The sequence below is a fragment of the Streptomyces sp. NPDC058663 genome (genome assembly GCF_042716745.1).
Taxonomy (GTDB): domain Bacteria; phylum Actinomycetota; class Actinomycetes; order Streptomycetales; family Streptomycetaceae; genus Streptomyces.
This window is the reverse complement of record NZ_JBHXRV010000019.1, coordinates 119,246-144,118: the sequence shown is the minus strand read 5'-3', so window position 1 is coordinate 144,118 and position 24,873 is coordinate 119,246. Positions and strand designations below refer to the sequence as shown.

At 72.5% G+C, this 24,873-nt stretch carries 23 protein-coding genes; 18 read left to right on the top strand and 5 right to left on the bottom strand.

Annotated elements, in window-relative coordinates; all coding sequences use genetic code 11:
- Nucleotides 1-27: 27 nt before the first annotated feature.
- Nucleotides 28-1,833, bottom strand: coding sequence for a 3-hydroxyacyl-CoA dehydrogenase family protein (locus ACFWVV_RS16445; protein WP_384352536.1), 1,806 nt, complete (start codon nt 1,831-1,833; stop codon nt 28-30).
- Nucleotides 1,834-2,231: 398 nt separating this feature from the next.
- Here ACFWVV_RS16445 and ACFWVV_RS16440 point away from each other — a divergent pair, with 398 nt between their 5' ends.
- Nucleotides 2,232-2,810 (top strand): adenylosuccinate lyase, encoded by a 579-nt coding sequence (locus ACFWVV_RS16440; RefSeq protein WP_384352539.1) that lies wholly within the window; start codon nt 2,232-2,234, stop codon nt 2,808-2,810.
- On the opposite strand, the gene ACFWVV_RS16435 is transcribed toward ACFWVV_RS16440, so the two are convergent.
- Entirely contained in the window at nt 2,747-3,283 is a 537-nt protein-coding gene (locus tag ACFWVV_RS16435; RefSeq protein WP_384352542.1) for a GNAT family N-acetyltransferase, read from the bottom strand. The genes ACFWVV_RS16440 and ACFWVV_RS16435 overlap by 64 nt on opposite strands.
- 206 nt (nt 3,284-3,489) lie before the next feature.
- Here ACFWVV_RS16435 and ACFWVV_RS16430 point away from each other — a divergent pair, with 206 nt between their 5' ends.
- The 10 genes from ACFWVV_RS16430 (at nt 3,490) to ACFWVV_RS16385 (ending at nt 16,407) form a co-directional block, all read left to right on the top strand.
- On the top strand, nt 3,490-3,933 hold the full coding sequence (locus ACFWVV_RS16430) for an SRPBCC family protein (protein WP_384352544.1): 444 nt from the start codon (nt 3,490-3,492) through the stop codon (nt 3,931-3,933).
- A 264-nt stretch (nt 3,934-4,197) separates the two neighbouring features.
- Nucleotides 4,198-6,651 (top strand): MFS transporter, encoded by a 2,454-nt coding sequence (locus ACFWVV_RS16425; RefSeq protein ID WP_384352547.1) that lies wholly within the window; start codon nt 4,198-4,200, stop codon nt 6,649-6,651.
- 307 nt (nt 6,652-6,958) lie between these two features.
- Nucleotides 6,959-7,687, top strand: coding sequence for a class I SAM-dependent methyltransferase (locus tag ACFWVV_RS16420; protein ID WP_384352550.1), 729 nt, complete (start codon nt 6,959-6,961; stop codon nt 7,685-7,687).
- A 111-nt stretch (nt 7,688-7,798) separates the two neighbouring features.
- On the top strand, nt 7,799-8,632 hold the full coding sequence (locus tag ACFWVV_RS16415; RefSeq protein WP_384352553.1) for a M55 family metallopeptidase: 834 nt from the start codon (nt 7,799-7,801) through the stop codon (nt 8,630-8,632).
- Nucleotides 8,633-8,705: 73 nt separating this feature from the next.
- Nucleotides 8,706-10,046 (top strand): M20/M25/M40 family metallo-hydrolase, encoded by a 1,341-nt coding sequence (locus ACFWVV_RS16410; protein WP_384352556.1) that lies wholly within the window; start codon nt 8,706-8,708, stop codon nt 10,044-10,046.
- Nucleotides 10,047-10,100: 54 nt separating this feature from the next.
- Nucleotides 10,101-12,101: a prolyl oligopeptidase family serine peptidase gene (locus ACFWVV_RS16405; RefSeq protein ID WP_384352559.1), complete on the top strand. Its 2,001-nt coding sequence runs from the start codon at nt 10,101-10,103 to the stop codon at nt 12,099-12,101.
- The gene (locus tag ACFWVV_RS16400; protein WP_384352562.1) at nt 12,098-13,060 is read left to right on the top strand and encodes an LD-carboxypeptidase; all 963 of its coding nucleotides are present in this window, start codon (nt 12,098-12,100) and stop codon (nt 13,058-13,060) included. The genes ACFWVV_RS16405 and ACFWVV_RS16400 overlap by 4 nt, the downstream gene beginning before the upstream one ends.
- A 179-nt stretch (nt 13,061-13,239) precedes the next feature.
- Entirely contained in the window at nt 13,240-13,638 is a 399-nt protein-coding gene (locus ACFWVV_RS16395; RefSeq protein ID WP_384352565.1) for a hypothetical protein, read from the top strand.
- Nucleotides 13,639-13,708: 70 nt separating this feature from the next.
- Nucleotides 13,709-14,275: a GNAT family N-acetyltransferase gene (locus ACFWVV_RS16390; protein WP_384352567.1), complete on the top strand. Its 567-nt coding sequence runs from the start codon at nt 13,709-13,711 to the stop codon at nt 14,273-14,275.
- Nucleotides 14,276-14,436: 161 nt separating this feature from the next.
- Nucleotides 14,437-16,407, top strand: a complete 1,971-nt coding sequence (locus tag ACFWVV_RS16385) for a DUF5107 domain-containing protein (RefSeq protein WP_384352568.1) — start codon at nt 14,437-14,439, stop codon at nt 16,405-16,407.
- A gap of 125 nt (nt 16,408-16,532) precedes the next feature.
- Here ACFWVV_RS16385 and ACFWVV_RS16380 read toward each other — a convergent pair whose 3' ends face one another.
- Together ACFWVV_RS16380 and ACFWVV_RS16375 are read right to left on the bottom strand one after the other, a co-directional pair.
- Nucleotides 16,533-16,901, bottom strand: coding sequence for a VOC family protein (locus ACFWVV_RS16380; RefSeq protein ID WP_384352570.1), 369 nt, complete (start codon nt 16,899-16,901; stop codon nt 16,533-16,535).
- 107 nt (nt 16,902-17,008) lie between these two features.
- Nucleotides 17,009-17,821, bottom strand: coding sequence for a methyltransferase domain-containing protein (locus tag ACFWVV_RS16375; protein ID WP_384352572.1), 813 nt, complete (start codon nt 17,819-17,821; stop codon nt 17,009-17,011).
- Between the two features lie 150 nt (nt 17,822-17,971).
- Between ACFWVV_RS16375 and ACFWVV_RS16370 the strand changes: the two genes are divergently transcribed.
- From ACFWVV_RS16370 to ACFWVV_RS16360, 3 genes are all read left to right on the top strand, one after another.
- A complete protein-coding gene (locus tag ACFWVV_RS16370) occupies nt 17,972-18,502 on the top strand; it encodes a phage holin family protein (protein ID WP_384352575.1) in 531 nt (176 codons plus the stop codon).
- Nucleotides 18,503-18,672: 170 nt separating this feature from the next.
- Nucleotides 18,673-19,008 (top strand): hypothetical protein, encoded by a 336-nt coding sequence (locus tag ACFWVV_RS16365; RefSeq protein ID WP_384352578.1) that lies wholly within the window; start codon nt 18,673-18,675, stop codon nt 19,006-19,008.
- A 487-nt stretch (nt 19,009-19,495) separates the two neighbouring features.
- Nucleotides 19,496-21,367 carry a transketolase gene (locus ACFWVV_RS16360; protein ID WP_384352581.1) on the top strand — a complete coding sequence of 624 codons (1,872 nt, stop codon included), beginning with the start codon at nt 19,496-19,498 and terminating at the stop codon, nt 21,365-21,367.
- A gap of 107 nt (nt 21,368-21,474) precedes the next feature.
- On the opposite strand, the gene ACFWVV_RS16355 is transcribed toward ACFWVV_RS16360, so the two are convergent.
- A complete protein-coding gene (locus ACFWVV_RS16355; RefSeq protein WP_384352807.1) occupies nt 21,475-22,905 on the bottom strand; it encodes an MFS transporter in 1,431 nt (476 codons plus the stop codon).
- A 138-nt stretch (nt 22,906-23,043) separates the two neighbouring features.
- Between ACFWVV_RS16355 and ACFWVV_RS16350 the strand changes: the two genes are divergently transcribed.
- The 4 genes from ACFWVV_RS16350 (at nt 23,044) to ACFWVV_RS16335 (ending at nt 24,873) form a co-directional block, all read left to right on the top strand.
- A complete protein-coding gene (locus tag ACFWVV_RS16350; RefSeq protein ID WP_384352584.1) occupies nt 23,044-23,409 on the top strand; it encodes a gas vesicle protein in 366 nt (121 codons plus the stop codon).
- 79 nt (nt 23,410-23,488) lie between these two features.
- Nucleotides 23,489-23,908, top strand: a complete 420-nt coding sequence (locus tag ACFWVV_RS16345; RefSeq protein ID WP_384352586.1) for a gas vesicle structural protein GvpA — start codon at nt 23,489-23,491, stop codon at nt 23,906-23,908.
- A complete protein-coding gene (locus ACFWVV_RS16340) occupies nt 23,905-24,621 on the top strand; it encodes a GvpL/GvpF family gas vesicle protein (protein WP_384352589.1) in 717 nt (238 codons plus the stop codon). Before ACFWVV_RS16345 ends, ACFWVV_RS16340 begins: the two co-directional genes overlap by 4 nt.
- A gap of 6 nt (nt 24,622-24,627) precedes the next feature.
- The gene (locus tag ACFWVV_RS16335) at nt 24,628-24,873 is read left to right on the top strand and encodes a gas vesicle protein GvpG (protein ID WP_384352591.1); all 246 of its coding nucleotides are present in this window, start codon (nt 24,628-24,630) and stop codon (nt 24,871-24,873) included.

Sequence of the window (24,873 nt, the reverse complement as noted above, 5' to 3'; positions counted from 1 at the left end):
GCCGGCGGGCCAAACCCCCGCCGGCTCTCAACGGCGCGCATACTCCCGGAAGCCGCGCCCCGTCTTGCGGCCCAGGCAGCCCGCCGCCACCAGGTGTTCGAGCAGCGGCGCGGGTGCCAGGCCCGGGTCGCGGAACTCGCGGTGCAGCACCTGCTCGATGGCCAGCGAGACGTCGAGACCGACCACGTCCAGGAGCTCGAAGGGCCCCATCGGGTAGCCGCCGCCCAGCTTCATCGCGGCGTCGATGTCGTCCAGCGACGCGTAGTGCTCCTGGACCATCTTGATCGCGTTGTTCAGGTAGGGGAACAGGAGGGCGTTCACGATGAAGCCGGCCCGGTCGCCGCAGTCCACCGGGTGCTTGCGGATCTTCGTGGTCAGGTCGCGGACGGTGGCGTGCACGTCGTCCGCGGTGAGGACCGTGCGGACGATCTCCACCAGCTTCATCGCGGGGGCCGGGTTGAAGAAATGCATCCCGATGACGTCCTGCGGGCGCGAGGTGGCACGGGCGCAGGCGACGACGGGCAGCGAGGAGGTGGTGGTGGCCAGGATCGCGCCCTGCTTGCAGACCTTGTCGAAGGTGGCGAAGAGCTGCTGCTTGACGGCGAGGTCCTCGGCGACCGCCTCCAGGGCCAGGTCGACATCGGCGAACGCGTCCAGGGAGCCCGCCGGGGTGATCCGGGCGAGGGCCTCGTCCCGGGCCCCGGCGGTCATGCGGCCCTTGTCGACAGAGCGCGAAAGGGACTTGGCGACACGGGACTTGGCAGCGTCCGCCTTCTCCTGGCCGCGGGCCGCCAGGACCACGTCGTAGCCCGCCTTCGCGAAGACCTCGGCGATGCCGGAGGCCATCGTCCCGGAGCCGGCCACGCCCACGCTGCGGATCTCCCTGCCATCCGCCAGCGGCGGCGCCAGACGGGGCGTGAGCGCGTCGGGGACGGTGTCGGTGCCACCGGGAGCGTCGTAGGTGTAGAAGCCGCGCCCCGCCTTGCGGCCGGTCAGCCCGGCCTCGCTCAGCTGCTTGAGCAGGGGCGCGGGGGCGTGCAGACGGTCGTGCGACTCGGCGTACATGGCGTCCAGGACGGTACGCGCGGTGTCGATGCCGATCAGGTCGAGCAGGGCGAGCGGGCCCATCGGCAGCCCGCAGCCGAGCCGCATCGCGGCGTCGATGTCCTCGCGGGAGGCGTACTTGGCCTCGTACATCGCGGCGGCCTGGTTGAGGTAGCCGAAGAGCAGCCCGTCGGCGACGAAACCGGGGCGGTCGCCGACCGCGACCGGCTCCTTGCCCAGGTCGTGCGCGAGGTCGGTGACGGCCGCGACGGCGGTGGGGGCGGTGAGGACCGAGGAGACGATCTCCACGAGCTTCATCGCGGGGGCCGGGTTGAAGAAGTGCATGCCCAGGACGCGCTCGGGGTGCGCGGAGTCGGCGGCCAGCCGGGTCACCGAGAGCGCGTTGGTGCCGGTGGCCAGGATGGTGTCCTGGCGGACCACCGCGTCCAGCTCGCGGAAGACCTGGTGCTTGGCCTCGTACGACTCCGGGACGACCTCGATGACCAGATCGGCACCGGCGGCGGCGGACAGCTCCGTGGAGGTGCTGAACCGGGCCAGGACCTCTGCCCGCTCGGCCTCGGTGATGCGCTCCCGGGCGACGGCGCGGGCGGTGGACGCTTCGAGGGACTCGACGGCGTGGCGGACCGCCTCGGTGCTGATGTCGATGCCGATCACCGTGCGGCCCGCACGGGCCAGGACCTCGGCGATCCCGGCGCCCATGGTGCCGAGGCCGACGACGGCGACGGTGGCCAGGGAGGAGAGGGGGGTGGTGGAGACAGGGGTGTCCATCACGGGACTCCAGAGATGAGTGACGACTGAAGAGGGGCGTCTGCGAGCAGGGGCAGGCCGAGCAGAGACGGAACGCCGACGCGAAAGGGGCGCACGGGCGCGAGGTGTCGTACCTGGGCCGCGAGGCCGGCACACGAGGTGCCGTGACCGCGGGAAGAAGCGGCGGGCCCTGTCCCAGGCCCTGCCGTACAAAAACGCCGAACCGACTGAACACCCGTGGCGGCTGCGTCACCAGGCCGCCAAGAGTCGATCTTTCAGCGGGGGTTGAGCCCTGTGGTGGGGGCGACCCGCTCACTTGAGACTAACTGCCCGGTAACGAGCGCGCCAGCCCTCGCCCACCGCCCGCGGATGTGATCTACGACGCCCCCGCGCCGCCCGCGCTGGCTACGCTGGCCGCTATGGACGAGGAACTGCGGTCCCTGCTCGACCGGCTGGCCGAGGAAGCCGAGGAGTCGGCGGCGTACGAACGGCTGGTCACCGTGGAGGACCCGGACCTGCTCGCCGGTCTGCTCACCGAACCCGGGCAGCCGCTCTGGGCGCGCGAGATCGCCGCGTTCCGGCTCGGCTGCGCCGGTGACCGGCGGGCCTTCGAGGCGCTGGTGCTGCTGCTCAACCACCGGGACTCCGAGCGCTGCGTCTCCGCCGCGTACGCGCTGGCCCGGCTGGACGACCCGCGCACCGCCCGCGCAGCGGCCGCCCTCGCCACCAACACCATGCGCACCGCCTACGCCCTGCATCCGGTGCGGCTGCTGACCGAACTGCGCGCGCCGGAGTCCGTACCCGCGCTGATCACGACCCTGCGCGGGCTGCTCGCGCCCGGGGAGCCGCACTGGCGGGTGGCACTCGCCTGTGTGGAGGGTCTCGGGCAGCTGCGGGACACGCGGGCCGCCGGGGTGCTGGAAGCCGCGCTGGCTCACCCCAGGCTGAGGGCCGCAGCCGCCGCCTCGCTGAGCCGCCTCGAACAGCGCACCTCGTAGACAGTGGCGCCGTCCAGCTCGAAGGACTCCTCGCCGGGGTCGACGGTGAAGCCCGCCTTCCGGTAGAAGCGCAGCGCGCGGGCGTTGTCCCGCAGGACCCATGCGCGCAGGGAGGTGAAGCCGGCCGCCCGCGCCCCGGCGGCGGCCCGGGCCATCAGAGCGCGGCCCGCGCCGGTGGAGAGCCGGTCGGGGTGCACGTACAGCGTGTAGAGCTCGGCGGCCTCCGGGTCGCCGGTGACAGCCTCGGCCTCCCGGTAGGGGCCCCAGCAGGCCCATCCGACGACCTCGGCCGCCCGCTCGGCGACCAGGTTCACCACCTGGGGCCCGGCCGCGCGGAAGTGTTCCGTGCGCGTGGTGCGTTCCTGCTGCTGGTCCATCGCGTCGAGATACGACTGAGGTACGAGGCCGGCGTATGCCCGCTGCCAGCCGAGGACCCGTACGGCGGCGACGGCCGGGATGTCCTCGGTCGTCATCGGGCGCACAACGGTGGGGGCGGGGGCTGCCTCGAGCGCCCCTGACGCTGGGTTCATCACCCAAGGGAACAGGTGCTCCCTTGCGTCCCGCAACCCCGATTTTGGCGGCCTGCCCGCGAGGTGGTTGGGTGAGCGCGACCCACCGGGCGGCCCACCGGCCCCACCCGGCGGGGCCCACCCGAGAACCGAGTGCTGGAGGCAGAGGCATGGCGCAGGTAGAGGCCACGACGGAGCGGATCATCGCGGCGGACGCGGAAACGGTGTTCGACACGCTGGCCGACTACAGCGGCACGCGGGGCAAGCTCCTGCCCGAGCAGTTCAGCGAGTACGAGGTGCGCGAGGGCGGTGACGGCGAGGGCACGCTCGTCCACTGGAAGCTCCAGGCCACGAGCAAGAGGGTGCGCGACTGCCTGCTGGAGGTCACCGAGCCCACCGACGGGCAGCTCGTGGAGAAGGACCGCAACTCCTCCATGGTGACCACCTGGACGGTCACCCCCGCCGGTGAGGGCTCGTCCAAGGCGGTCGTCACTTCGGTGTGGACCGGCGCGACGGGCATCGGCGGATTCTTCGAAAGGACCTTCGCCCCGAAGGGACTCGGCCGGATCTACGACGCGCTGCTCGCCAACCTCGCGGCCGAGGTCGAGAAGTAGCCCCCGGGGCCGGCCCCTCGCGCGGTTCCCGCACAACCCCCGCTCAACTGGCCGGGGGCCCGGGGCCGTTACGGGAAGATCCGCCCCTCACCGTTTCGAGTGGTCTTCCGTGCCGGCCGGTTGTCCGCCGCAAGGGCTCCCACCGGCCCGAACGCCCCCGCGTACGCCCCGCGCGTCAATCGTCGCGCTTGCTCCGCCTTGTCACCGAATGCGACAAATGGGCGGCGCAGGCGTGACGACGGGCGCGACGAGGGGAGCGATCAGGTGGGCGGCATCACTCTGGTGAAGGACGGGCGGGACGCGGAGCGACCGCCCCCGGGCCCCACCGGCACGCACCGGACCGAAGGGCTCCGGGGGGCCGGCGAGCCGCCGTCCCTCCCGCAACCCGGCCACCCCGCGGCGGAGTTCTCCCCCCGCCGGGTCCGGCTCGTCTTCTGCGGACTGATGCTCGCGCTGCTGCTCGCCGCGCTGGAGCAGATGATCGTCGCCACCGCCCTGCCGAAGATCGTCGGCGATCTGCAGGGCCTGGACCGGATGTCCTGGGCGATCACCGCCTACCTCCTCACGGCCACCATCGGGCTGCCGGTCTACGGAAAGCTCGGCGACCTCTTCGGCCGCAAGGGCGTCTTCCTCTTCGCCATCGTCGTCTTCGTCGTCGGCTCTGCACTCGCCGGCTGGTCCCGGACCATGGACCAGCTGATCGCCTTCCGGGCGATCCAGGGCGCGGGCGCGGGCGGCCTCATGATCGGCGTGCAGGCGATCATCGCGGACATCGTGCCGCCCAGGCAGCGCGGCCGGTACATGGGCATGATCGGCGCCGCCTTCGGGCTCGCCTCCGTGGCGGGTCCGCTGCTCGGCGGATTCTTCACCGACCACGCCTCCTGGCGCTGGTGCTTCTACATCAACGTCCCGTTCGGGCTCGTCACCCTCGCCGTCGTCGCCGTCGTGCTCAAGCTGCCCAAACCTACGGCGCGCCCCCGGCTGGACATCATGGGCGGGGTGCTGCTCGCCGCCGCCTCCACCTGCCTGGTCCTGCTGACGAGCTGGGGCGGCACCCAGTACGCGTGGGACTCACGGGTGATCCTGGGACTCGCGGCCGGGGCCGCCGGAACGTCCCTGCTGTTCGTGGTCGTCGAGTACTACGCACCCGAACCGGTCATCCCGCTCCGGCTGTTCCGCGACTCGGTCTTCAACGTCACCGGGCTCGTCGGGGCCGTGGTGGGCATCGCGCTCTTCGGTGCGGCCAGCTACCTCCCGACCTTCTTCCAGATGGCAGGCGGCGCCTCCGCCACCGAATCCGGGCTGCTGATGCTGCCGATGATGGGAGGCGTCGTGATCGCCTCGATCGTCTCCGGTCAGCTCGTCAGCAGGACCGGTCACTACCGGAGCCATCCGGTCGTCGGCTGTGCGCTGTCCGCGCTGGGCATGTGGCTGCTGTCCCGGCTGGAGAGCGACACCACCCGGTTCGACTACAGCATCTGGATGGCCGTCCTGGGCGTCGGCATCGGCCTGATCATGCCCGTGCTCGTACTGGCCGTGCAGAACTCGGCCCGCCCCGCCGACCTCGGCACCGCCACCAGCGCCCACAACTACTTCCGGCAGATGGGCGGCAGCATCGGCGCAGCCGTCTTCGGCACGCTCTTCGCGAACCGCCTCGACCACGCCCTCGGCACCTCGCTGCCCACCGGTGCGGGCCTGCCCGACCCCGCATCCCTCACCCCGCAGCTGGTGCACGCGATGCCGCCGGCCCTGCGCGACGCCTACATCGAGGCGTACGCGCAGGCCATGCCCCGCATCTTCCTCTTCCTGGTACCGGTCCTCGTGCTCGGCCTGGTCGTCGCCTGCTTCCTCAAGGAGAAACCGCTGGTGTCCCACAACGCGCCCGTCGAAGCCGAGCCCGCCGAGGTCCACCTCGGCGAGCCCTGCCCCGCCGTCGTCCCGCCCGCCCGCGCCGCCCTCGGCGGGGTCCCGGTCTGCGGCACCGTCCGGCACCACGACGGAACCACCGTGCCGCGCGCGGCCCTCACCCTCATCGACGTCGGCGGCCGGCAGGTCGGGCGCGGAGCCAGCGGGGACGACGGGCGGTACGCACTGAGCGTGGCCGCACCCGGCTCCTACGTCCTCATCGCGGCGGCCGGCGGACACCAGCCGCAGGCCGTCACGGTGACCGTCGGCGAACGCCCCGTCGAGCTGGACGTGGTGCTCGGCGGAGCGGGCCGCCTCGCCGGTACGGTGCGGACGGCCGACGGCACCCCGGTGCGGGACGCCGCCGTGACGCTCACCGACGTACGGGGAGACGTCGTGGCCTCCACCCGCAGCGGGCGGGAGGGCGGATACGTCATCTCCGAGCTGGTCGCGGGCGAGTACACGCTCGCCGCCAACGCCCCCGCCTTCCGGCCCGCAGCCCTGCCGGTGAGCGTGCAGGCCGCCAGGGAGTCCCGGCAGGACATCGAGCTGGCGGGCGGCGCCGTGCTGCGCGGCACGGTACGGGCGGGCGGTGAGCGGCCCGTCGAGGACGCCCGGGTGACGCTGCTGGACGCGGCGGGCAACGTGGTCGACACCATGACCACCGGCTCCGACGGCACCTTCCGCTTCTTCGACCTGTCCTCCGGCGAATACACGGTCATCGCGGCGGGCTATCCGCCGTTGGCCACCGTCCTCCAGGTGGCGGGCGGCGGGCGGACCGAGCGCGACCTCCAGCTCGGGCACGCGGACTGAGGGCGGCCGGCGGCACGCGGGGCCGAAGGGGCGGCGCGGGCGCGCGGGCCGACGGAGGGGGCCGTTCCGGAGGGTCCGGGACGGCCCTTCCCCCTTCGAACTGCCTGTGAAGGAAGGCAGGTTGCCGCAGCTGGGAAATCGAGAATTGTCAACCCCAGCGCGCACGGCGCACGCGCGGTGTGCACGGCCGCCGCCGCAGCCCGGACAGGCGACAAAGATGCATGTCGACACCTTGTCGTACGCCCGCGGGAACGGGGACGGTAGAAGCGATCTTCACACCTGGCCGCCACACCCCCGGGAGCAGCGCATGAGCGTGACGAGCCGCTACAAGGACGCTTGGGAAGGGTTCTGGCAGGGCGCGCCCGACCGGGCAGGCGCGGTCCTCTGGGACGCGGAACCCGCCCTCACGGCGGGCGTCCATCTCGCCCTCTTCGAGCCGCACATGACCGAACCCCGGCTTCCCGTCGTGGACCTCGGCTGCGGCAACGGCACCCAGACCCGTTACCTGGCCGACCGCTTCTGCCGCGTCACGGGCATTGACCTGGCCCCGGCCGCCATCGGCCTGGCCCGCGGACACGACCCCGCGGGCCAGGTGCGGTTCGCGGTGGCCGACGCCACCGAACCGGCCGACGTCACCGCGCTGCGGTCGGACCTCGGCCAGGACGCCCAGGTGTATCTGCGCGCCGTCCTGCACCAGGCCGAGCCCGCCGACCGCACGGCCCTCGCCGCCACCGTGGCCACGCTGCTGGGGGAGCGGGGGAGGGCCTTCGTGGTCGAGCCCGCCGAGGCCGCAGGCGAGCTGCTGCGCACCCTGGCCGAGCATCCCGACGGACCCCCGCTCAAACTCCGCCCGCTCCTCGCGCACGGGCTCGTGACCGGCGGGCTGACCGCTGTGCAGGCGGGCGAACTGTTCCGGGCGGCGGGACTGGAGGTGCTGGCCGAGGGCGAACTGCCGCTGACGACCACCGAATACCGGGCCGACGGCACCCGTATCGAACTTCCGGCACGCTGGCTGGTGGTGGGCCGCCCGGGGTGAGCGCGGGCCGGGACCCGGGCCGGGACGCGTGGTCGGGGCTCCGCCCCGGCCGCCGCTTCCGTAAGGTGATCGCCACATCTGTCCCGTGGTAGATCAGACAGGAGTCGGGCCGTGAAGATCCTCATCAGCGCGGACATGGAAGGCGCCACCGGGGTGACCTGGCCCGCCGACGTCCTGCCCGGGACCCCGCAGTGGGAGCGGTGCCGGGTGATGTTCACCTCGGACGTCCAGGCCGCCGTACTCGGCTTCTTCGACGGCGGGGCCGACGAGGTCCTCATCAACGAAGCCCACTGGACCATGCGCAACCTGCTCCTGGAGCGGCTCGACGAGCGCGCCCAGATGCTCACCGGACGGCACAAGTCGCTCAGCATGGTCGAGGGCGTCCAGCACGGTGACGTCGACGGCATCGCCTTCCTCGGCTACCACACCGGCGCGGGCACCGACGGCGTCCTCGCGCACACCTACCTCGCCAACTCCCTCACCGGGGTGTGGCTCAACGGCGAGCGGGCGAGCGAGGGCCTGCTCAACTCGCGGGTCGTCGCCGAATACGGAGTGCCCGTCGTGCTCGTCACCGGCGACGACCTGACCTGCAAGGACGCCGAGGGGTACGCGCCCGCCGCACGCAAGGTCGCGGTCAAGGACCACGTCTCGCGGTACGCCGCCGTCTGCCGGACCCCGGCCCGCACCGCGGCGGACATCCGGGCCGCCGCCAAGGAGGCCACCGCGCTGGCCGTGCGGCACGAACCCGTGCGCGGGGAGGCGTTCACCGTCGAGATGGAGTTCGACGCGGCCCACCTCTCGGACGTGGCCACGGTGGTTCCCGGAGTGGGCCGGACCGGTGAACGGCGTGTCGCCTACACCAGTCCGACGATGTATGAGGGCATTCGTACCTTCAAGGCGGTCACGACGATCGTCTCGTCCGCCATGGAGGAGCAATATGGCTGAGCGTGGCACCAGACCAGGACCTACCCACGACCGTACCGGGGACGGGACCGTGACCCGTGCGGGGGAGGGGACCGTGACCCGTGCCGGGGAAGGGGCCGTCGACCGGATCGCGCTGGAGGAAGTGGTCGCCTTCACCTCTGACCTCATCCGCATCGACACCACCAACCGCGGCGGTGGTGACTGCCGCGAGCGCCCCGCCGCCGAGTACGTCGCCGAACGCCTCGCCGCGACCGGGCTCGACGTGCGCATGCTGGAGCGCACGGAGGGACGCACGAACGTCGTCGCCCGGATTGCCGGAACCGACCCCTGCGCCGACGCCCTGCTCGTCCACGGCCACCTCGACGTGGTGCCCGCCGAGCCCGCCGACTGGTCCGTGCACCCCTTCTCCGGAGAGGTCAGGGACGGGGTGGTGTGGGGGCGCGGCGCGGTCGACATGAAGAACATGGACGCCATGGTGCTGGCCGTCGTACGGGCCTGGGCGCGCGCCGGGGTGCGGCCGCGCCGGGACACCGTGCTCGCGTACACCGCCGACGAGGAGGCCAGCGCCGCCGACGGATCGGGCTTCCTCGTGGCCGAGCACGCCGACCTCTTCGAGGGGTGCACCGAGGGCATCAGCGAGTCCGGCGCGTACACCTTCCACGCGGGCCCCGGCATGGAGATCTACCCCATCGCCGCAGGCGAGCGCGGCACCGGTTGGCTGACCCTGACCGGGCGCGGCACGGCCGGCCACGGCTCGAAGGTCAACCGCTTCAACGCGGTCAGCAGGCTGGCCGCCGCGGTCGCCCGGATCGGTGAGCACGAGTGGCCGGTACGGCTCACCCCGACCGTGCGGGCCTGTCTGCGCGAACTGGCCGCACTGCACGACCTGGACGTCCCCGACCCCGACGCGCCGGAGTACGACGTCGACGCCGTGCTCAACAAGCTGGGCCCGGCCGCGGCGCTCGTCGAGGCCACCGTACGCAACAGTGCGAATCCGACCATGCTGGACGCCGGGTACAAGGTCAATGTGATTCCGGGCAGTGCCACGGCGTCCATCGACGGAAGGTTTCTGCCCGGGGGCGAGGACGAGTTCCGGGCCACCCTGGACAGGCTCACCGGGGAGTACGTCGACTGGGAGTTCCACCACAGGGAGGTCGCCCTCCAGGCCCCGGTGGACTCCCCGCTGTACCGTCAACTTGCCGATTCCGTACGGCATTTCGCTCCCGAGGGGCATGTGGTGCCGTACTGCATGTCGGGCGGCACGGACGCCAAGCAGTTCTCCCGTCTCGGCATCACCGGATATGGCTTCTCGCCACTGAAGCTGCCCGCGGGTTTCGACTATCAGGCACTCTTTCACGGGGTCGACGAACGCGTCCCGGTCGAAGCACTGCACTTCGGAGTGCGGGTACTGGACCATTGCCTTCGCAGCGCCTGAACCTCGCAGCGCCTCAACCTCGCGGGGCCTCGTACTAGCAGGGGGAGTAGCAGCATGGTGCCCATCGGGCCGTACGGAAGCTGGCCGTCACCGGTCGACGCCTCGCTCGTGGCCTCGCACGACGGGGCCCCGGAGTTCGTCGGCATGGTCGGCGACGAGGTGTGGTGGACCGCCCCGCGCCCCGCCGAAGGAGGCCGCCGCGCGCTGCTGCGGCTGCGCACCGACGGCGAACGCGCCGGCACCGAGGAGTCCGTGCTGCCCGCACCGTGGAACGTGCGCAGCCGGGTCGTCGAGTACGGCGGCATGCCCTGGGCCGGGAAGGCACGCGAGAGCGGCGGGCCGCTGGTCGTCTTCGTGAACTTCGGGGACCAGCGGCTCTACGCGTACGAACCCGACGTGCCGGGCGCCGAGCCCCGCCCGCTGACCCCGTGCTCCGCCGTCGGCGGCGGGCTGCGCTGGGCCGACCCGGTGCTCCGCGACGACGAGGTCTGGTGCGTGCTGGAGGAGTTCACCGGTGCTGCGCCCACCGAGGTGCGCCGGGTGATCGCCGCCGTACCTCTCGACGGCTCCGCCGCGGACAACCGTGCCGCCGTCGTCGAGCTGACCGGGGACGGGCACCGCTTCGTCACAGGACCGCGACTGTCTCCCGACGGACGGCAGGCCGCGTGGATCGGCTGGGACCACCCCCGGATGCCGTGGGAAGGCACCGAGCTGATGGTGGCCGAAATCCCCGAGGGCGGCGGCCCTTTCACCGGCGCCAGAGCCGTGGCGGGCGGCGCCGAGGAAGCTGTCTGCCAGGTCGAGTGGGCCCGCGACTCCACCCTGCTGTTCGCCTCCGACCGGGCCGGCTGGTGGGAGCTGTACCGGCTGCGCAGGGACGGACGCCGGATCAGCGGCGCCCTGTGCACGGTCCGCGAGGAGGAGTTCGGCGGACCGCTCTGGCAGCTCGGGCTGCGCTGGTTCCACCCCCTGGACAGCGGACTGATCGCCGTCGTGCACGGCAGGGGAGCCACCGCACTCGGCATACTCGACCCCGAGACCGGCGAGCTCGTGGACGCGGCCGGCCCCTGGACCGCGTGGTCGGCCACCCTCGCCGTGCACGGCGACCGGGTCGTCTCGGTCGCCGCCAGCCCGCGCAGCGGGTACGAGATCGTCGAACTGTCCACCGCCACCGGGCACTCCCGAGTCATCGCCGCCCCGCACGACGACCCGGTCGACCCCGCCTACTACCCCGAACCGCAGATCCGCACCTTCACCGGCCCCGACGGGCGCGACATCCACGCCCACATCTACCCGCCGCACCACCCCGAACGGATCGCCCCCGCCGACGAGCTGCCGCCCTACGTCGTGTGGGCGCACGGCGGGCCCACCAGCCACGCACCCCTCGTACTCGACCTGGGAATCGCCTACTTCACCTCCCGCGGCATCGGCGTCGCCGAGGTCAACTACGGCGGCTCGACCGGCTACGGACGCGAATACCGCGACCGGCTGCGCGGCCAGTGGGGCGTCGTCGACGTCGAGGACTGCGCGGCCGTCGCCCTCGCCCTGGCCGACGAGGGCACCGCCGACCGGCGCAGACTCGCCGTCCGGGGAGGCAGCGCGGGCGGCTTCACCGCCGCCGCATCCCTCGCCGGCACCGACATCTACGCCTGCGGCACCCTCAAGTACCCGGTGCTCGACCTGCTCCCGTTCGCCACCGGGGAGACCCACGACCTGGAGTCCCACTACCTGGAGTCGCTGATCGGGCCGCTCGCGGACAGTGAGGAGCTCTACACGACGCGCTCGCCCCTCCAGCACGCGGACCGGATCGCCGCGCCCTTCCTGCTGCTCCAGGGGCTGGACGACCCGGTCTGCCCGCCCGCGCAGGCGGAGCGGTTCCTCGCCCGGATGGCGGGGCGCGGCATCCCGCACGCCTACCTCGCCTTCGAGGGCGAGGGCCACGGCTTCCGCAGGGCGGACACCCTGGTACGGGCCCTGGAGGCCGAACTCTCGCTGTACGCACAGGCGTTCGGCGCTGACCGCACCGACGTACCCCGACTGGAGCTCGACAAGTGACACACGGCGCACCCCTGGGAGAGCTGTCCCGCCCCGCCCGGCTGCGCCCCGGCGCACGCGTCGCGATCGTGGCCCCGAGCGGGCCGGTCCCCGAGGACCGGCTGGAGGAGGGGCTCGGCATCCTGCGCGGCTGGGGGCTCGACCCCGTGGTGATGCCCCATGTCAGGGACCGCCACCGGCAGTTCGCATACCTCGCGGGCGACGACGCGGACCGTGCCCGCGACCTGACCGAGGCGTGGTGCGACCCGTCCGTGGCGGCGGTGCTGTGCGCGCGGGGCGGGTACGGGGTGCAGCGGATGGCCGACCTCGTCGACTGGGCGGCGCTGCGGGCGGCCACCGCGGCCCAGGGCCGGCCGAAGGCCTTCGTGGGGTACAGCGACGTGACCGCGCTGCACGAGGCGTTCGCCGTGCGGATGGGGATCTCCACCCTGCACGGGCCGATGACGGCCGCGCTAGGCTTCCTCAAGGACGGCCCGACGCAGGAGTCCCTGCGGGCCACCCTCTTCGAACCGGAGAGCGTGCAGACGCTGGGCCTGGCGACCGCCAGGACCATGGTGCCGGGGCGGGCGCGCGGCATCACCCTCGGCGGCTGCGCCTCGCTGCTCGCCACCGGCCTGGGCACCCCGGCGGCCCGCCCCTCGGCGCGCGGCGGACTGCTGCTCCTGGAGGACATCGGCGAGGAGGCGTACCGGCTGGACCGCGTCCTCACCCAGCTGCTGCGCGCCGGATGGCTGGACGGGGTGGCGGGGATCGCGCTGGGGTCGTGGGTGGACTGCGGCCCGTACGAGACGCAGATCAGGCCCGTGCTCCACGACAGGCTGGCCACGCTGGGCGTACCCGTCGTCGAGGAACTCGGCTTTGGACACAGCGCGACGGCCCTGACGGTCCCGCTGGGCGTGCCGGCGGTACTGGACGCGGACGCGGGGGTCCTGAAACTGGAGGCACCGGCGCTGATCTGAGGCGCCGGCACCGCTTCGACGGCCGGCAGCAGCATCTTCGACGGCCGGCAGCGGCCGCGGGGGTCACCCGTACGGCGCGCCCACCGCCCCCGCTGACCGGGATCCCCCCATCCTGTTACCGACGACGCGACAGCCGCGCCGGGCGTGCTGTGCGGCGACTGCTCCAGGAGGCTCCAGTGATGCGGAAGCGTGCGGCGACGGTGGCGGCCGGTGCGGTACTGGCTCTGACGGCGGCCTCCGCGGGGGCGGCGACGGCGGCGACGGCACCGGCCTCCGTGGCGACCCCTGCGACGGCACCGGCCTCCGTGGCGACGGCACCCGCCCCGGGCACGGTCCGCGCAGTGGCCAGGGACACGCCCGACCCGCTGCCGAACTTCGTGGGCCGCAACCTCTTCCGCGTCTACTCCACGGTGAGCGCCGAGACCGCCCTCGACCTCAGGGACCTCAGCGGACAGCGCCGCAAGGTGCTCTGGCCGCCCAACTGGAAGGTCTGCTCCCAGTCGCCCAAGGGCGGCACCAGACTGAGCGGCGGCACGCTTCACCTGGGCGTGGTCAAGACCAACGAGAGGTGCCCCTGACCCCGGACCTCCGGTCCCTGGCCCCTGATCCCGGCGCGGGCCCCGGCGCACCCCGACGTAGCCTGGCCGGATGTCCGAACCCGTCGCCCGCACCGTCATCCACCTCGCCACAGGGCCCCGGGTGGCCATCCGGCCGTTCCGCCTCGACGACGCCGAGGAGTTCACCGCACGGGTCCGCGAGAGCCGGGAGCTGCACCGGCCCTGGCTCGCCCCGCCGGAGCACACCGAGGCCTACCGCGGCTACGCGGGCACCCTCATCCAGGACCCGACCCGCGCGGGCTTCCTCGTCTGCACCCGCGACGACGGCCGCATCGCGGGCTTCATCAACATCAACAACATCGTCGAGGGTGCCTTCCAGAACGGCACCCTCGGCTACGGCGCGTTCGCCCACGCCACCGGCCGCGGCCTGATGTCCGAGGGCCTCTCCCTCGTCCTGGAGCACGCCTTCGGCCGGCTCGGACTGCACCGCCTGGAGGCCAACATCCAGCCCGGCAACGCGGCTTCGCTCGCCCTCGTCCGGCGCGCGCACTTCCGCTACGAGGGCTACTCGCCGGACTTCCTCTTCCTCGCCGGGGCCTGGCGCGACCACGAGCGCTGGGCGCTCACCGCACCGGAGCTGCGGCCCCGCACGGCGTGACGGCTGCCGGGGGCGTCACCAGCGCCCCTGCCCGGGGCCGCCTTTGCTCAATCCTGACTGCCGGAACCCCTGGTCAGGGCGGTACCCGCCGTGTTCGGATGGATGAGCATGAGGCGCGTGCCCGGTGCGCGCGGACATGCCAGGATCCGAGTGAGGTTGTTTTGGCCACGACGGTGCGACGTGCCGTACTGACCCTGCCCGCGGCCCCGTTGGGCCCGGAGAACCCGTTGCCGGCCCTGTGCGCCCTCGACCGGGTCCATGTCCTCGACGAGCGGGCCAAGGAGACGATGCCGCGCGACATGGCCCGTCAGCTGGGGCACGCCCCGCCGCGTACGCCGCTGCCGGTCAGGACGCTCGACGGATACGGGCGCGAGCGCACCGACACCGACTTCGACGCCGTGGTGATCGAGAACGCCCGGCTGCGGGTGACCGTACTGCCCGGCCTCGGCGGCCGGATCCACTCCCTCCACGACAAGGCCTCCGGCCGCGAACTCGTCCATCGCAACCCTGTCCTCCAGCCGGCCGATTTCGCCCTTAACGGGGCCTGGTTCTCCGGCGGCATCGAGTGGAACATCGGCGCCACCGGCCACACCACCCTCACCTGCGCACCCCTGCACGCGGCCGTCGTGCCCGCCCCCGACGGCGGCGACATGGTCCGGCTGTGGGAGTGGGAGCGGCTGCGCGACCTGCCGTTCCAGGTGGACCTGTGGCTGCCCGCCGACTCCGCCTTCCTGTACGTGGGCGTACGGATCCGCAATCCGCACGAGCGGTCCGTGCCGGCCTACTGGTGGTCCAACACCGCCGTCGAGCAGACCGACCGCACCCGGGTCCTCGCCCCCGCCGACGAGGCCTGGCACTTCGGGTACGAGCAGACCCTGAGCCGGGTACCCGTGCCCCGCCCGAAGGACGTCGACCGCAGCTACCCGGCGCGCGGCGACGCCCCCGCCGACTACTTCTACGAAGTGCCCGAGCAGTCCCGGAAGTGGATCGCCGCGCTGGACGGGGCGGGCCGGGGCCTCGTGCAGACCTCCACGGACACCCTGCGCGGCCGCAAGCTCTTCCTCTGGGGCACCGGCGACGGCGGACGCCGCTGGCAGGAGTGGCTGACCGAGCCCGGCGCGCCCGGCTACGCCGAGATACAGGCCGGGCTCGCCCGTACCCAGCTGGAGCACGTGCCCCTCGACCCCGGCGCGGAATTCAGCTGGCTGGAGGCGTACGGGCCCCTCGCGGCGAACCCGGCGGCCGTGCACAGCGAGGACTGGGCCGCGGCGCGGGCGGCGGCGGAGCACGCCCTGGAGGCAGCGCTGCCGCGGGACGCCGTCGAAGAGGCCCGCACCGCCTGGCTGGCGCACGCGGACCTCCCGCCGGGCGAGATCCTGGCGACGGGCTCCGGGTGGGGCGCGCTGGAGGTCCTGCGGGCCGGGCACGAGCTGCCGGGCATCCCGTTCCGCGAGTCCACCCTGGGGGAACAGCAGGCGCCTTGGCTGGAGCTGCTGCGCACCGGCGTCTTCCCGCAGCCGGGCGGAGCCACCCCGCCGGGCCCGACCCTGGTCGCCCCGCACTGGCGCGACATGCTGGAGACCGCTCCCGCCGAACCGCTCACCGAGTACCACCTCGGAGTCGCGCAGTGGCACGCGGGCGACCTCGCCCAGGCGGTGCGCAGCTGGGAGCGCGGCCTCAGGACGGCGGCGTCCCGCTGGCCGCTGCTGCGCTGTCTGGCACTCGCCGACCGGGAGGCGGGGAACGGGGAGCGGGCCGCCGACCTGTACGCCGAAGCCTTCGCGGGACTCCGCGCGGACCGGGGCGAGAGCGAGGAGTGGACGGCCGCCACCGCAGCTCTCGGCCGGGAGGCCGTCGAGGCGCTGCTGGCCGCGGGCCGCCCGGGACAGGCCCGTACCGTCTGGGCAGGCGTGCACCCCGGGACCAGGGCGAAGGGCAGGTTCCGGCTCGTCGAGGCGGTCCTGCTGGCGGCGGAGGGCGACACCGAGGCCGCACGGGCGGTGTTCGACGCGGGCTTCGAGGTGGCCGACCTGCGCGAGGGCTCGACCGTCCTCAGCGACGTATGGGCCACGCTCACCGACGAACCGGTGCCCGCGCACTACGACTTCCGGCTGCGGGCGGGGGAGGGGTGACGCGGCGAGACGGGTGACGGGTGGCCTGGCGGCCGCCCTGCGGGCCGCTCACCCGGCCGTGCTCCCGCCGCACCAGACCGTCGTGCTCCCGCCGCAGCACCCCGGCCGTGTTCTCGCCGGACCCCTCACTGCGCCTGGGGGCCGCCGCGGTCCACGTACTCGAACACCGAGCCGTCGGGGTGCAGCGCGATCAGGTTGCGGCCCACCGGCGTCGCCACCGGGCCCGCGATGACCTGCGCCCCGGCGGCCGTCAGGGTGAGATGGGCCTGCTCCACGTCGGCCACAGCGACCGTCGCCGCCACCTTGCGCAAGAGGTCGATCTCCTCGCGCGGACCGCTCATCAGCAGGAAGCAGCCGACGGCGGCGACCGACACCCCGCCGCGCTCGAAGCGCTGCGCCGGGGTGCCGGTGATGCGTTCGTAGAAGGCTGCCGTGGTGTCCAGTGCGGCGAGGTCGTCGAGGTAGATGCGCAGCGTGGTGCCCAGGATTTCCATGGTGGCGAGGGTAGTTGGGGCGCAGCGGAGGTGTGATCGGTTCGCGGGTAAACCGCCGTGCCGGGTGCCGGGTGCCGGGGCGCGGGGGTGTGCCCTTGCACCGGTCGTCAGGCACGGCAGAGGATCTCGCCGTGCGGGACCATGAACCAGGCGTCCTCGTGGGCGCCCCACTGCCGCCACGCGTCGGCGATCTCCTCGAGCTGCCCCTCGGTCGCGTGCCCGCCCGCCACGGCGAGAGCCGCGTACGCGGAATCCGTGGTCCGGTCCGCCCACAGGCCGCTCCACCAGCCGCGCTCCTCCTCGCTTGCGTAGCACCAACTCGCCGCCGAGGAACGGACGTCGGTGAAGCCCGCCCGCCGGGCCCAGGCGCGCAGCCGCCGGCCGGCGTCCGGTTCGCCGCCGCCCGCCCTGGCCACCCGGTGGTACAGGTCCAGCCAGTCGTCCAGTACCGGGAATCCGGGGTACCAGGTCATCGCCGCGTAGTCGGCGTCGCGGGCGGCGACCAGGCCGCCCGGCCGGCAGACCCGCCGCATCTCGCGCAGTGCGCCGACCGGGTCGCCGACGTGCTGGAGCACCTGATGGGCGTGGACCACGTCGAAGGCGTCGTCAGGGAAAGGCAGATCGTGCACGTCGGCGGAGGCGAACTCGGTGTTGCGCAGGCCGCGTTCGGCCGCTGTGGCGCGGGCCCGCTCCAGAATCCCGGGTGCCGCGTCCACGCCGGTCACCCGGCCGTCCGGGCCGACCAGCCGTGCCAGATCGGCAGTGATGGTGCCGGGGCCGCACCCTACGTCCAGCACGCGTGCGCCGGGGCGGAGGTGGGGCAGCAGGTAGGCGGCGGAGTTCTCGGCGGTGCGCCAGGTGTGCGAGCGCAGTACGGACTCGTGGTGGCCGTGGGTGTAGACGGCGGTCTCTTTCGGCATGGCGGAACCCCGTTCGCGCGGTGTCGGCGGTGAGTGGGTTCACCGTACGCGCGTGTGTTGCATGGTGAGACCAGCGTTTTGCTATGTGGACACGACGCTTGCGGGGGAAGGGCTGTGCGTAGGCGGGTATCGGCCGGGTACGCGCCTTACATGAGTACGCAGAGGGAGACGAGGCCGGACCCGGGCAAGGGCCTGGGTGGAGTCACGGGCGCGCCACCGCACGTGAATCCGGCGCAGGAGATGGCCCAAGTGGTGCGCGATGCCGTCGCGGCGGAACTGCGCGAGGGGATGAGGGAACAGCGCCGCCCGGCGCGCCTGTACGCGGGTGCGGGCGCGGCGGGGTTCTACGGCGGGGCGGCAATGGTGGCCGGGGCGGTGCTGGCGCTCGGCCTCGTGCTGCCGATGTGGGCATCCGCGCTGATCGTCGCCGCGGTACTGCTGGGCGCGGCCGTGATGCTGCACGGGGCGGCCAGGCCCCGGCCGGGCGCGGAGACGGCGGACCGTGCCCACCGGAGTGCCGACGCGGTGTTCCGCGCCCGGCCGGGCAAGGGTGCGGGTGCGGGTGCGGGCGGGCTGGACGTGGCCCCCGGGGCCGAACCCGGTGCGGCGACCTCGGCCGTCACCTCCGTACCCGGGGCGCCGCCGGTACCGGGGAACGCCCCTGAGGTGGGACGGAAGTAGCGGGCCCCCGCGGTTCCGCGACCACCCCTGCCGGGGCCTGCCGAAATGCGCTCGCGGAGGGGGCGGCGCGGTGGCATCGTTCCCCTCCGGCCGCGCGTGCGCCACCGTACGCGCCCACGCGGACACACCGCCCTGACGTGAGGAAACCGCTGTCCATGGGGAAGCGCGCGATGAGTTTCGGACTGTACGCGGACGAGGAGGGCCTGGAGTGGGTGACCGGTCTCGTCCACCGGGCCGTACGCCCGCGAAACGCCCGGATCGTCGACCTGTGCGTCGCCCACACCTTCCCCAGCGGTACCACGACCGCCGAGGGGCTGGACTTCCTCGCCGAACAGTGGGCCATCGAGCACCCGGGCCAGGACAGCGGCGCCCGCGCGCCGGTCGAGCTCCGTATCCGCCTGGAGTGCTCCCTGAAGAACTGGCGGGCCATCCGCAAGGCGGTGCTGCACGGCCTGTGCCCGGAAGGCACGGGGCCGCACACCTGCCGCGTCCCCTGGACGGTCTGACCCCCGCCCCCGGGGAGCGGGGCGTCGGTGGGCATCGAGGAACACGTCACCTCGAGCTGTTCGAGCGGCAGGAGGGGCTCGCCGTCTGCCGTCCCGGAAGCACTCGCGGTGGTCACGGCCCCGTCACGCGTTCCGCCGCCGCGCGAGGACGGACCGCATGCGGGCGATGAGGTACGAAAGCCGGGTGCGCAGCGTCGGGCGCCAAGTGGGGTCAGGCCGGTGGGCGTCCTGGGTCAGCCTCATCTCAAGGCTCCTGAACCTGTGGCAGCACTACCCGGACTCCTCGCGCGAAAGCAAGCAGCCGAACGCGGTCATGGGAGGTGCTCCTTCCGGACGAGGAGAACTGCCACTGTCCCGGGTAACCCGCGGTGACGTCCGGAAACACACCGATCACGGCGTTTGGGCGGGCCGGGGGAGGGCACGCGGTACCGGTCCGCGAACCACCTCCACCCACTGCCACCACGCCGCCGCGCCGCAGAGGAGAGACATGCCAGCCGAAGGTCTGACCGCTACCGAACTCGCAGAACTCGCACAGCAGTTGAGGGTGGACTCCGTCCGCGCCACGGACGCCGCCGGGTCCGGCCACGCGACCTCGTCGATGTCGGCCGCCGAACTCGGCGCCGTACTCCTCGCGAACCATCTGCGCTTCGACTTCGACCGCCCCGACCACCCCGGCAACGACCACCTCATCCTCTCCAAGGGCCACGCCTCGCCCCTGCTGTACGCCCTCTACCGGGCGGCGGGCGCGATCACCGACGAGGAGCTGCTGACCTTCCGCAGCCAGGGCAGCCGGCTCGAAGGGCACCCGACGCCGCGACTGCCCTGGGTGGACGTGGCGACCGGCTCACTCGGGCAGGGGCTGCCGGTCGGCGTGGGCGTGGCACTCGCCGCGAAGCGCCTGGAGAAGGTCCCCAACCGGGTGTACGTGATCAGCGGCGACAGCGAGATGGCCGAGGGCTCGGTCTGGGAGGCCGTCGAGCACGCGGCTGCCGAACAGCTCGACAACCTCACCCTGATCGTCGACGTCAACCGGCTCGGCCAGCGCGGCCCCACCCGGCTCGGCAGGGACCTGGACGGCTACGCCCGCCGGCTGGACGCGTTCGGCTGGCACACCGTGGAGGTCGACGGCCACGACACCGAGGCCGTGGACCGGGCGTACGCCGAGGCCCGCGCGACGACCGGCCGGCCCACGGCGATCCTGGCGAGCACCGTCAAGGGCAAGGGCGTCCACGAGGTCGCCGACCAGGAGGGCAAGCACGGCAAGCCCCTCCCCGACGCCACCGCCGCCATCGCCGAACTCGGCGGGGTCCGTGCCCTGCACGTCGACGTGGCAGGTCCGGTGGACGCCCCGGAGCCGCACACGGCGCCGGGCGGCGGCCTGTCGCTGCCGCGCTACGACGCCACCAGCGGGGGCGGCGACCAGGTCGCCACACGCGACGCGTTCGGTGAGGCGCTCACCGCGCTCGGCTCCGCGCGCGCCGACGTGGTCGTCCTGGACGGCGAGGTCGGCGACTCGACCCGGGCCGAGTACTTCGGCAAGGAGCACCCCGACCGCTACTTCGAGTGCTACATCGCCGAACAGCTCCTCGTCGCGGCCGGCGTCGGCATGCAGGTGCGCGGCCACGTTCCGTACGTCGCGACGTTCGCCGCCTTCCTCACCCGCGCCCACGACTTCCTGCGGATGGCGGCGATCAGCCGGGCCGGCCTCAACGTGGTCGGCTCGCACGCCGGGGTCGCGATCGGTGAGGACGGGCCCTCCCAGATGGGCCTGGAGGACCTGGCGATGATGCGCGCCGTGCACGGCAGCACCGTCCTGTGCCCGTGCGACGCCAACCAGACGGCGAAGCTGGTCGCGGCCATGGCCGACATCAAGGGCATCCGTTACCTGCGCACCAGCAGGGCCAAGAGCGACGTGATCTACGGCCCGGACGAGGAGTTCCCGGTCGGCGGCTCCAAGGTGCTGCGGCGCGGCGAGCAGGACCGGCTGACCCTGGTCGCCGCCGGGACGACCGTGCCCGAGGCGCTGGCGGCCGCGGACCTGCTGGCGGCCGACGGCATCGACGTACGGGTGATCGACCTGTACTCCGTCAAGCCGGTCGACGCACCGGCGCTGTGGACCGCCGCCGAGGAGACCGGCTGCCTGGTCACCGTGGAGGACCACCGGCCGGAGGGCGGCCTCGGCGACGCCGTCGCCGAGGCGTTCGCCGACGGCCGGCCCACCCCGCGCCTGGTCCGCCTCGCCGTCTCGCACATGCCCGGATCGGCCAGCCCCGACGAGCAGCTGCACGGTGCGGGCATCGACGCCGAATCGGTGGCCGCGGCCGCACGCCTGCTGGTGGAGAAGGCAATGGTGCGCTGAGCGCGGCAACCGGTACGGAAAGCAGCCGAGCACGGTATCCGGTACGGAAAGCAGGAGGGCGGCAGGGCCTCACGACCGGGCCCCGCCGCCCTCAGCGGTATCCGTCCCTACGCCGCCTTGCCGCCCGTCGACGGTACGGCGCTCAGCGGGGTGGCGATGGACTCCAGGCTGCGGCGCTCGCTTTTGACGCCGATGAACGCCTCCACCAGTCCCGCCGCCACCATCAGCGCCGCCCCGATGCAGAACGCCAGCGTCGTGTTCCCCGGCTTCCCGCTGCTCACCAGCCCGTTGAACAGGAGCGGCCCGGTAATCCCGCCCAGCGCCGTGCCCACCGCGTAGAAGAACGAGATGCACATCGCCCGCGTCTCCAGCGGGAAGACCTCACTGACCGTCAGGTACGCCGAACTCGCTCCGGCGGAGGCGAAGAAGAGGACGACGCACCAGCACGCCGTCATCGTCGTCGCCGTCAGCGCCCCGTTCTGGAAGAGCGCCGCGGTGCCGAACAGCAGCAGCCCCGACAGGATGTACGTCCCGGCGATCATCGGCACCCGGCCCACCGAGTCGAAGAAGTGCCCGAGAACCAGCGGGCCCAGCAGGTTGCCGACCGCGATGACCGCGAAGTAGTACGCCGCGGAGCCCGTGCCCACGTCGAAGAACTTCTCCAGGATGACCGCGTACCCGAAGGTGATCGAGTTGTAGAGGAACGCCTGCCCGATGAAGAGGGACAGGCCCAGGACCGCCCGCTTGCGGTACTGCGAGAAGACCGTCCGGATGATCTCCAGGAAGCCGATCGAGCCGCGCTGCCTGACGGTGATCTCCTCCTCGGGTTCCGGCAGCGGCTCCCCGGCCTCCTCGGCGACCTTGTGCTCCACCTCCGAGACGATGCGGTCCGCCTCCTGCGACTTGCCGTGCACCATGAGCCACCGCGGGCTCTCCGGGACGTGGCGCCGTACGAGCAGGATCACCAGGCCCAGCACCACACCGAGCCCGAACGCGAGGCGCCAGCCCAGGTCCTTCGGGAAGAGGTCCGTGTCGAGCAGGGCGACGGAGGCCAGCGCGCCCAGCGCCGCCCCCGCCCAGAAGGTGCCGTTGATGATCAGGTCGATGCGGCCGCGCAGCCTGCTCGGAATCAGTTCGTCGATGGCGGAATTGATCGCCGCGTATTCGCTGCCGATGCCGAAACCGGTGAAGAAGCGGCACACGAAGAAGAACGTGGCGGATTCCGCAAGGGCCGTCGCCGCGGTGGCCGCGAGATAGACGGCGAGCGTGATGATGAAGAGTTTCTTGCGGCCGAAGAGGTCGGTGAGCCGGCCGAAGAAGAGTGCGCCCACGCACGGCCCCGCCACATAGAGCGCCGCGGCCGTGGTCGTCACCTGTGCGGTCGTGATGTCGATGCCGCTGCCTTCTCCGGCGAGCCCGACGACGATATTGCCGACGATGGTCACTTCCAGGCCACCGAGGATCCACACCGTGCCGAGGCCGACGATGATCCTCCAGTGCCAGGGTGACCAGGGAAGTCGGTCCAGTCGCGCGGGGATGCGCGTGCGGACCTATGGGTACTCCGCGCCGTGTGCCGTCGTCATGGCGCGACAGGTACCCGGGGGTGATTCGAACAACTCAACGGTGTGGAGGGTTTGCGCCAGACGTGCAGGGTTACACGCACCTCCGAGGCAGACATGGCAAATACATCAGAGAACACTCCGAAGAAATCGACAGCCAAGGCCGACGAAGAACAGGGCGAAGAGCAGCGCGAGGAGCCACGCGAAGAGCCGAAATCGGCTCGTAAGCCGGGTCCGATGCAAGTGCTGCGCGCAGCTCGCGAGCAGATATCGGAACTCACCGGTATGCCCGCGGAATCCGTGTCCTCCTTCGAGCAGACGGAGGACGGCTGGGTGCTCAAGGTGGAGGTGCTCGAACTCGAGCGCGTCCCCGACACCATGAGCCTGATCGCGTCGTACGAGGTCCAGCTGGACCCGGACGGCGAGCTCACCGGATATCGCCGCGTCGGCCGCTACGAACGCGGCAGGGCCGACAAGAAGTAGGAGCGGCTCACGCACCCGAGGGGTGCTCACGCATCCGAGAGGTGCCCGCGCACCGACAAGAGAAGGAGGACCGGTCGACATGTCCGTTGTTCCGGCACAGCAAGGTGGAGGCGGCGGCGGTACCAGCGGCCTCTACGACGTTCTCGAACTCGTACTCGACCGGGGGCTCGTCATCGACGCGTTCGTCCGAGTCTCCCTGGTCGGCATCGAGATCCTGAAGATCGACATCCGTGTCGTGGTGGCGAGCGTGGACACCTATCTGCGCTTCGCCGAGGCCTGCAACCGCCTCGACCTGGAGACCGGCGCCAAGAAGCCGTCGGGTCTGACCGACATCACCGGCGACATGATGGAGAAGGGCGCGTCCGGCAAGACCAAGGGCGCCCTGTCCGGAGCCGCCGAGACCATATCCGGCGCGTTCCAGCAGGCGCGTGAGGGCAGCAGCGAGTCGAAGCCGCGGGCCCGGCGTACCACCACCCGTCGTAAGGAGGAGCAGGAATGAGCACCTACGTGTACGGCATCACCAGGGCCGCCCACCCCGGGCTCCCCGAGCAGATGGGCGGAGTCGGCGACCCGCCTCGGCCCGTCCGCCTCATCAGGACCGGCGAACTGACGGCCGTCGTCAGCGAGGCCCCCGAGGACCTGCGGCCCAAGCGCCGTGAACTGCTCGCCCATCAGAGCGTGCTCTCCGAGGCCGGCGCGGCCGGCGCGGTGCTGCCGATGCGCTTCGGCAGTGTCTCGCCCGACGACGACGCGGTGCACACCGTCCTCGCCGAGCGCGAGAAGCACTACCTGGAGCGGCTCGACGCGCTCGAGGGCAAGGTCGAGTACAACATCAAGGCCACCCACGACGAAGAAGCCGTACTCCACCACGTACTGGCCGAGAACGCCGAACTGCGCACGCTGAACGAGGCCAACAGGGCTGCGGGCGGCGGCAGTTACGAGCAGAAGCTGCAGCTCGGCGAGCGCGTCGTGGCGGCGGTGCAGCAGCGTGAGAAGCAGGACGCGGATCTGGTGCGCCAGTCCCTGGAAGGTGCGGCGGTCGACGTCAGCCCCGGCCCCGAGAGCACCGGCTGGCTGGCCAACGTGTCCTTCCTGGTGGGGCGCGAGGACGCCGCCTCGTTCAGCGAAGCGGTGGACGCGCTCCAGCGCGAGGCCCCGCACCTGGTCCTCCAGGTGAACGGACCGCTGCCCCCCTACAGCTTCGTGGAATGAGCAGCCATGGGTCTCCTGGGAGAGCTGCTGCTGCTTCCGATGGCCCCTGTCCGCGGCACCGGCTGGGTGCTGCGGCAGGTGGTCGCGGAAGCGGAGAAGCAGTACTACGACCCGTCGGCCATTCAGGGCGAACTCCGTCGCATTGAGGGGCTCCTGGAGGCCGGCGAGATCGACGAGGCGGAGTTCGACCGCCGGGAGGACGAACTCCTCGACCGGCTGGAGCAGAAGCAGCGGATGGCTCCTGGGAACTGA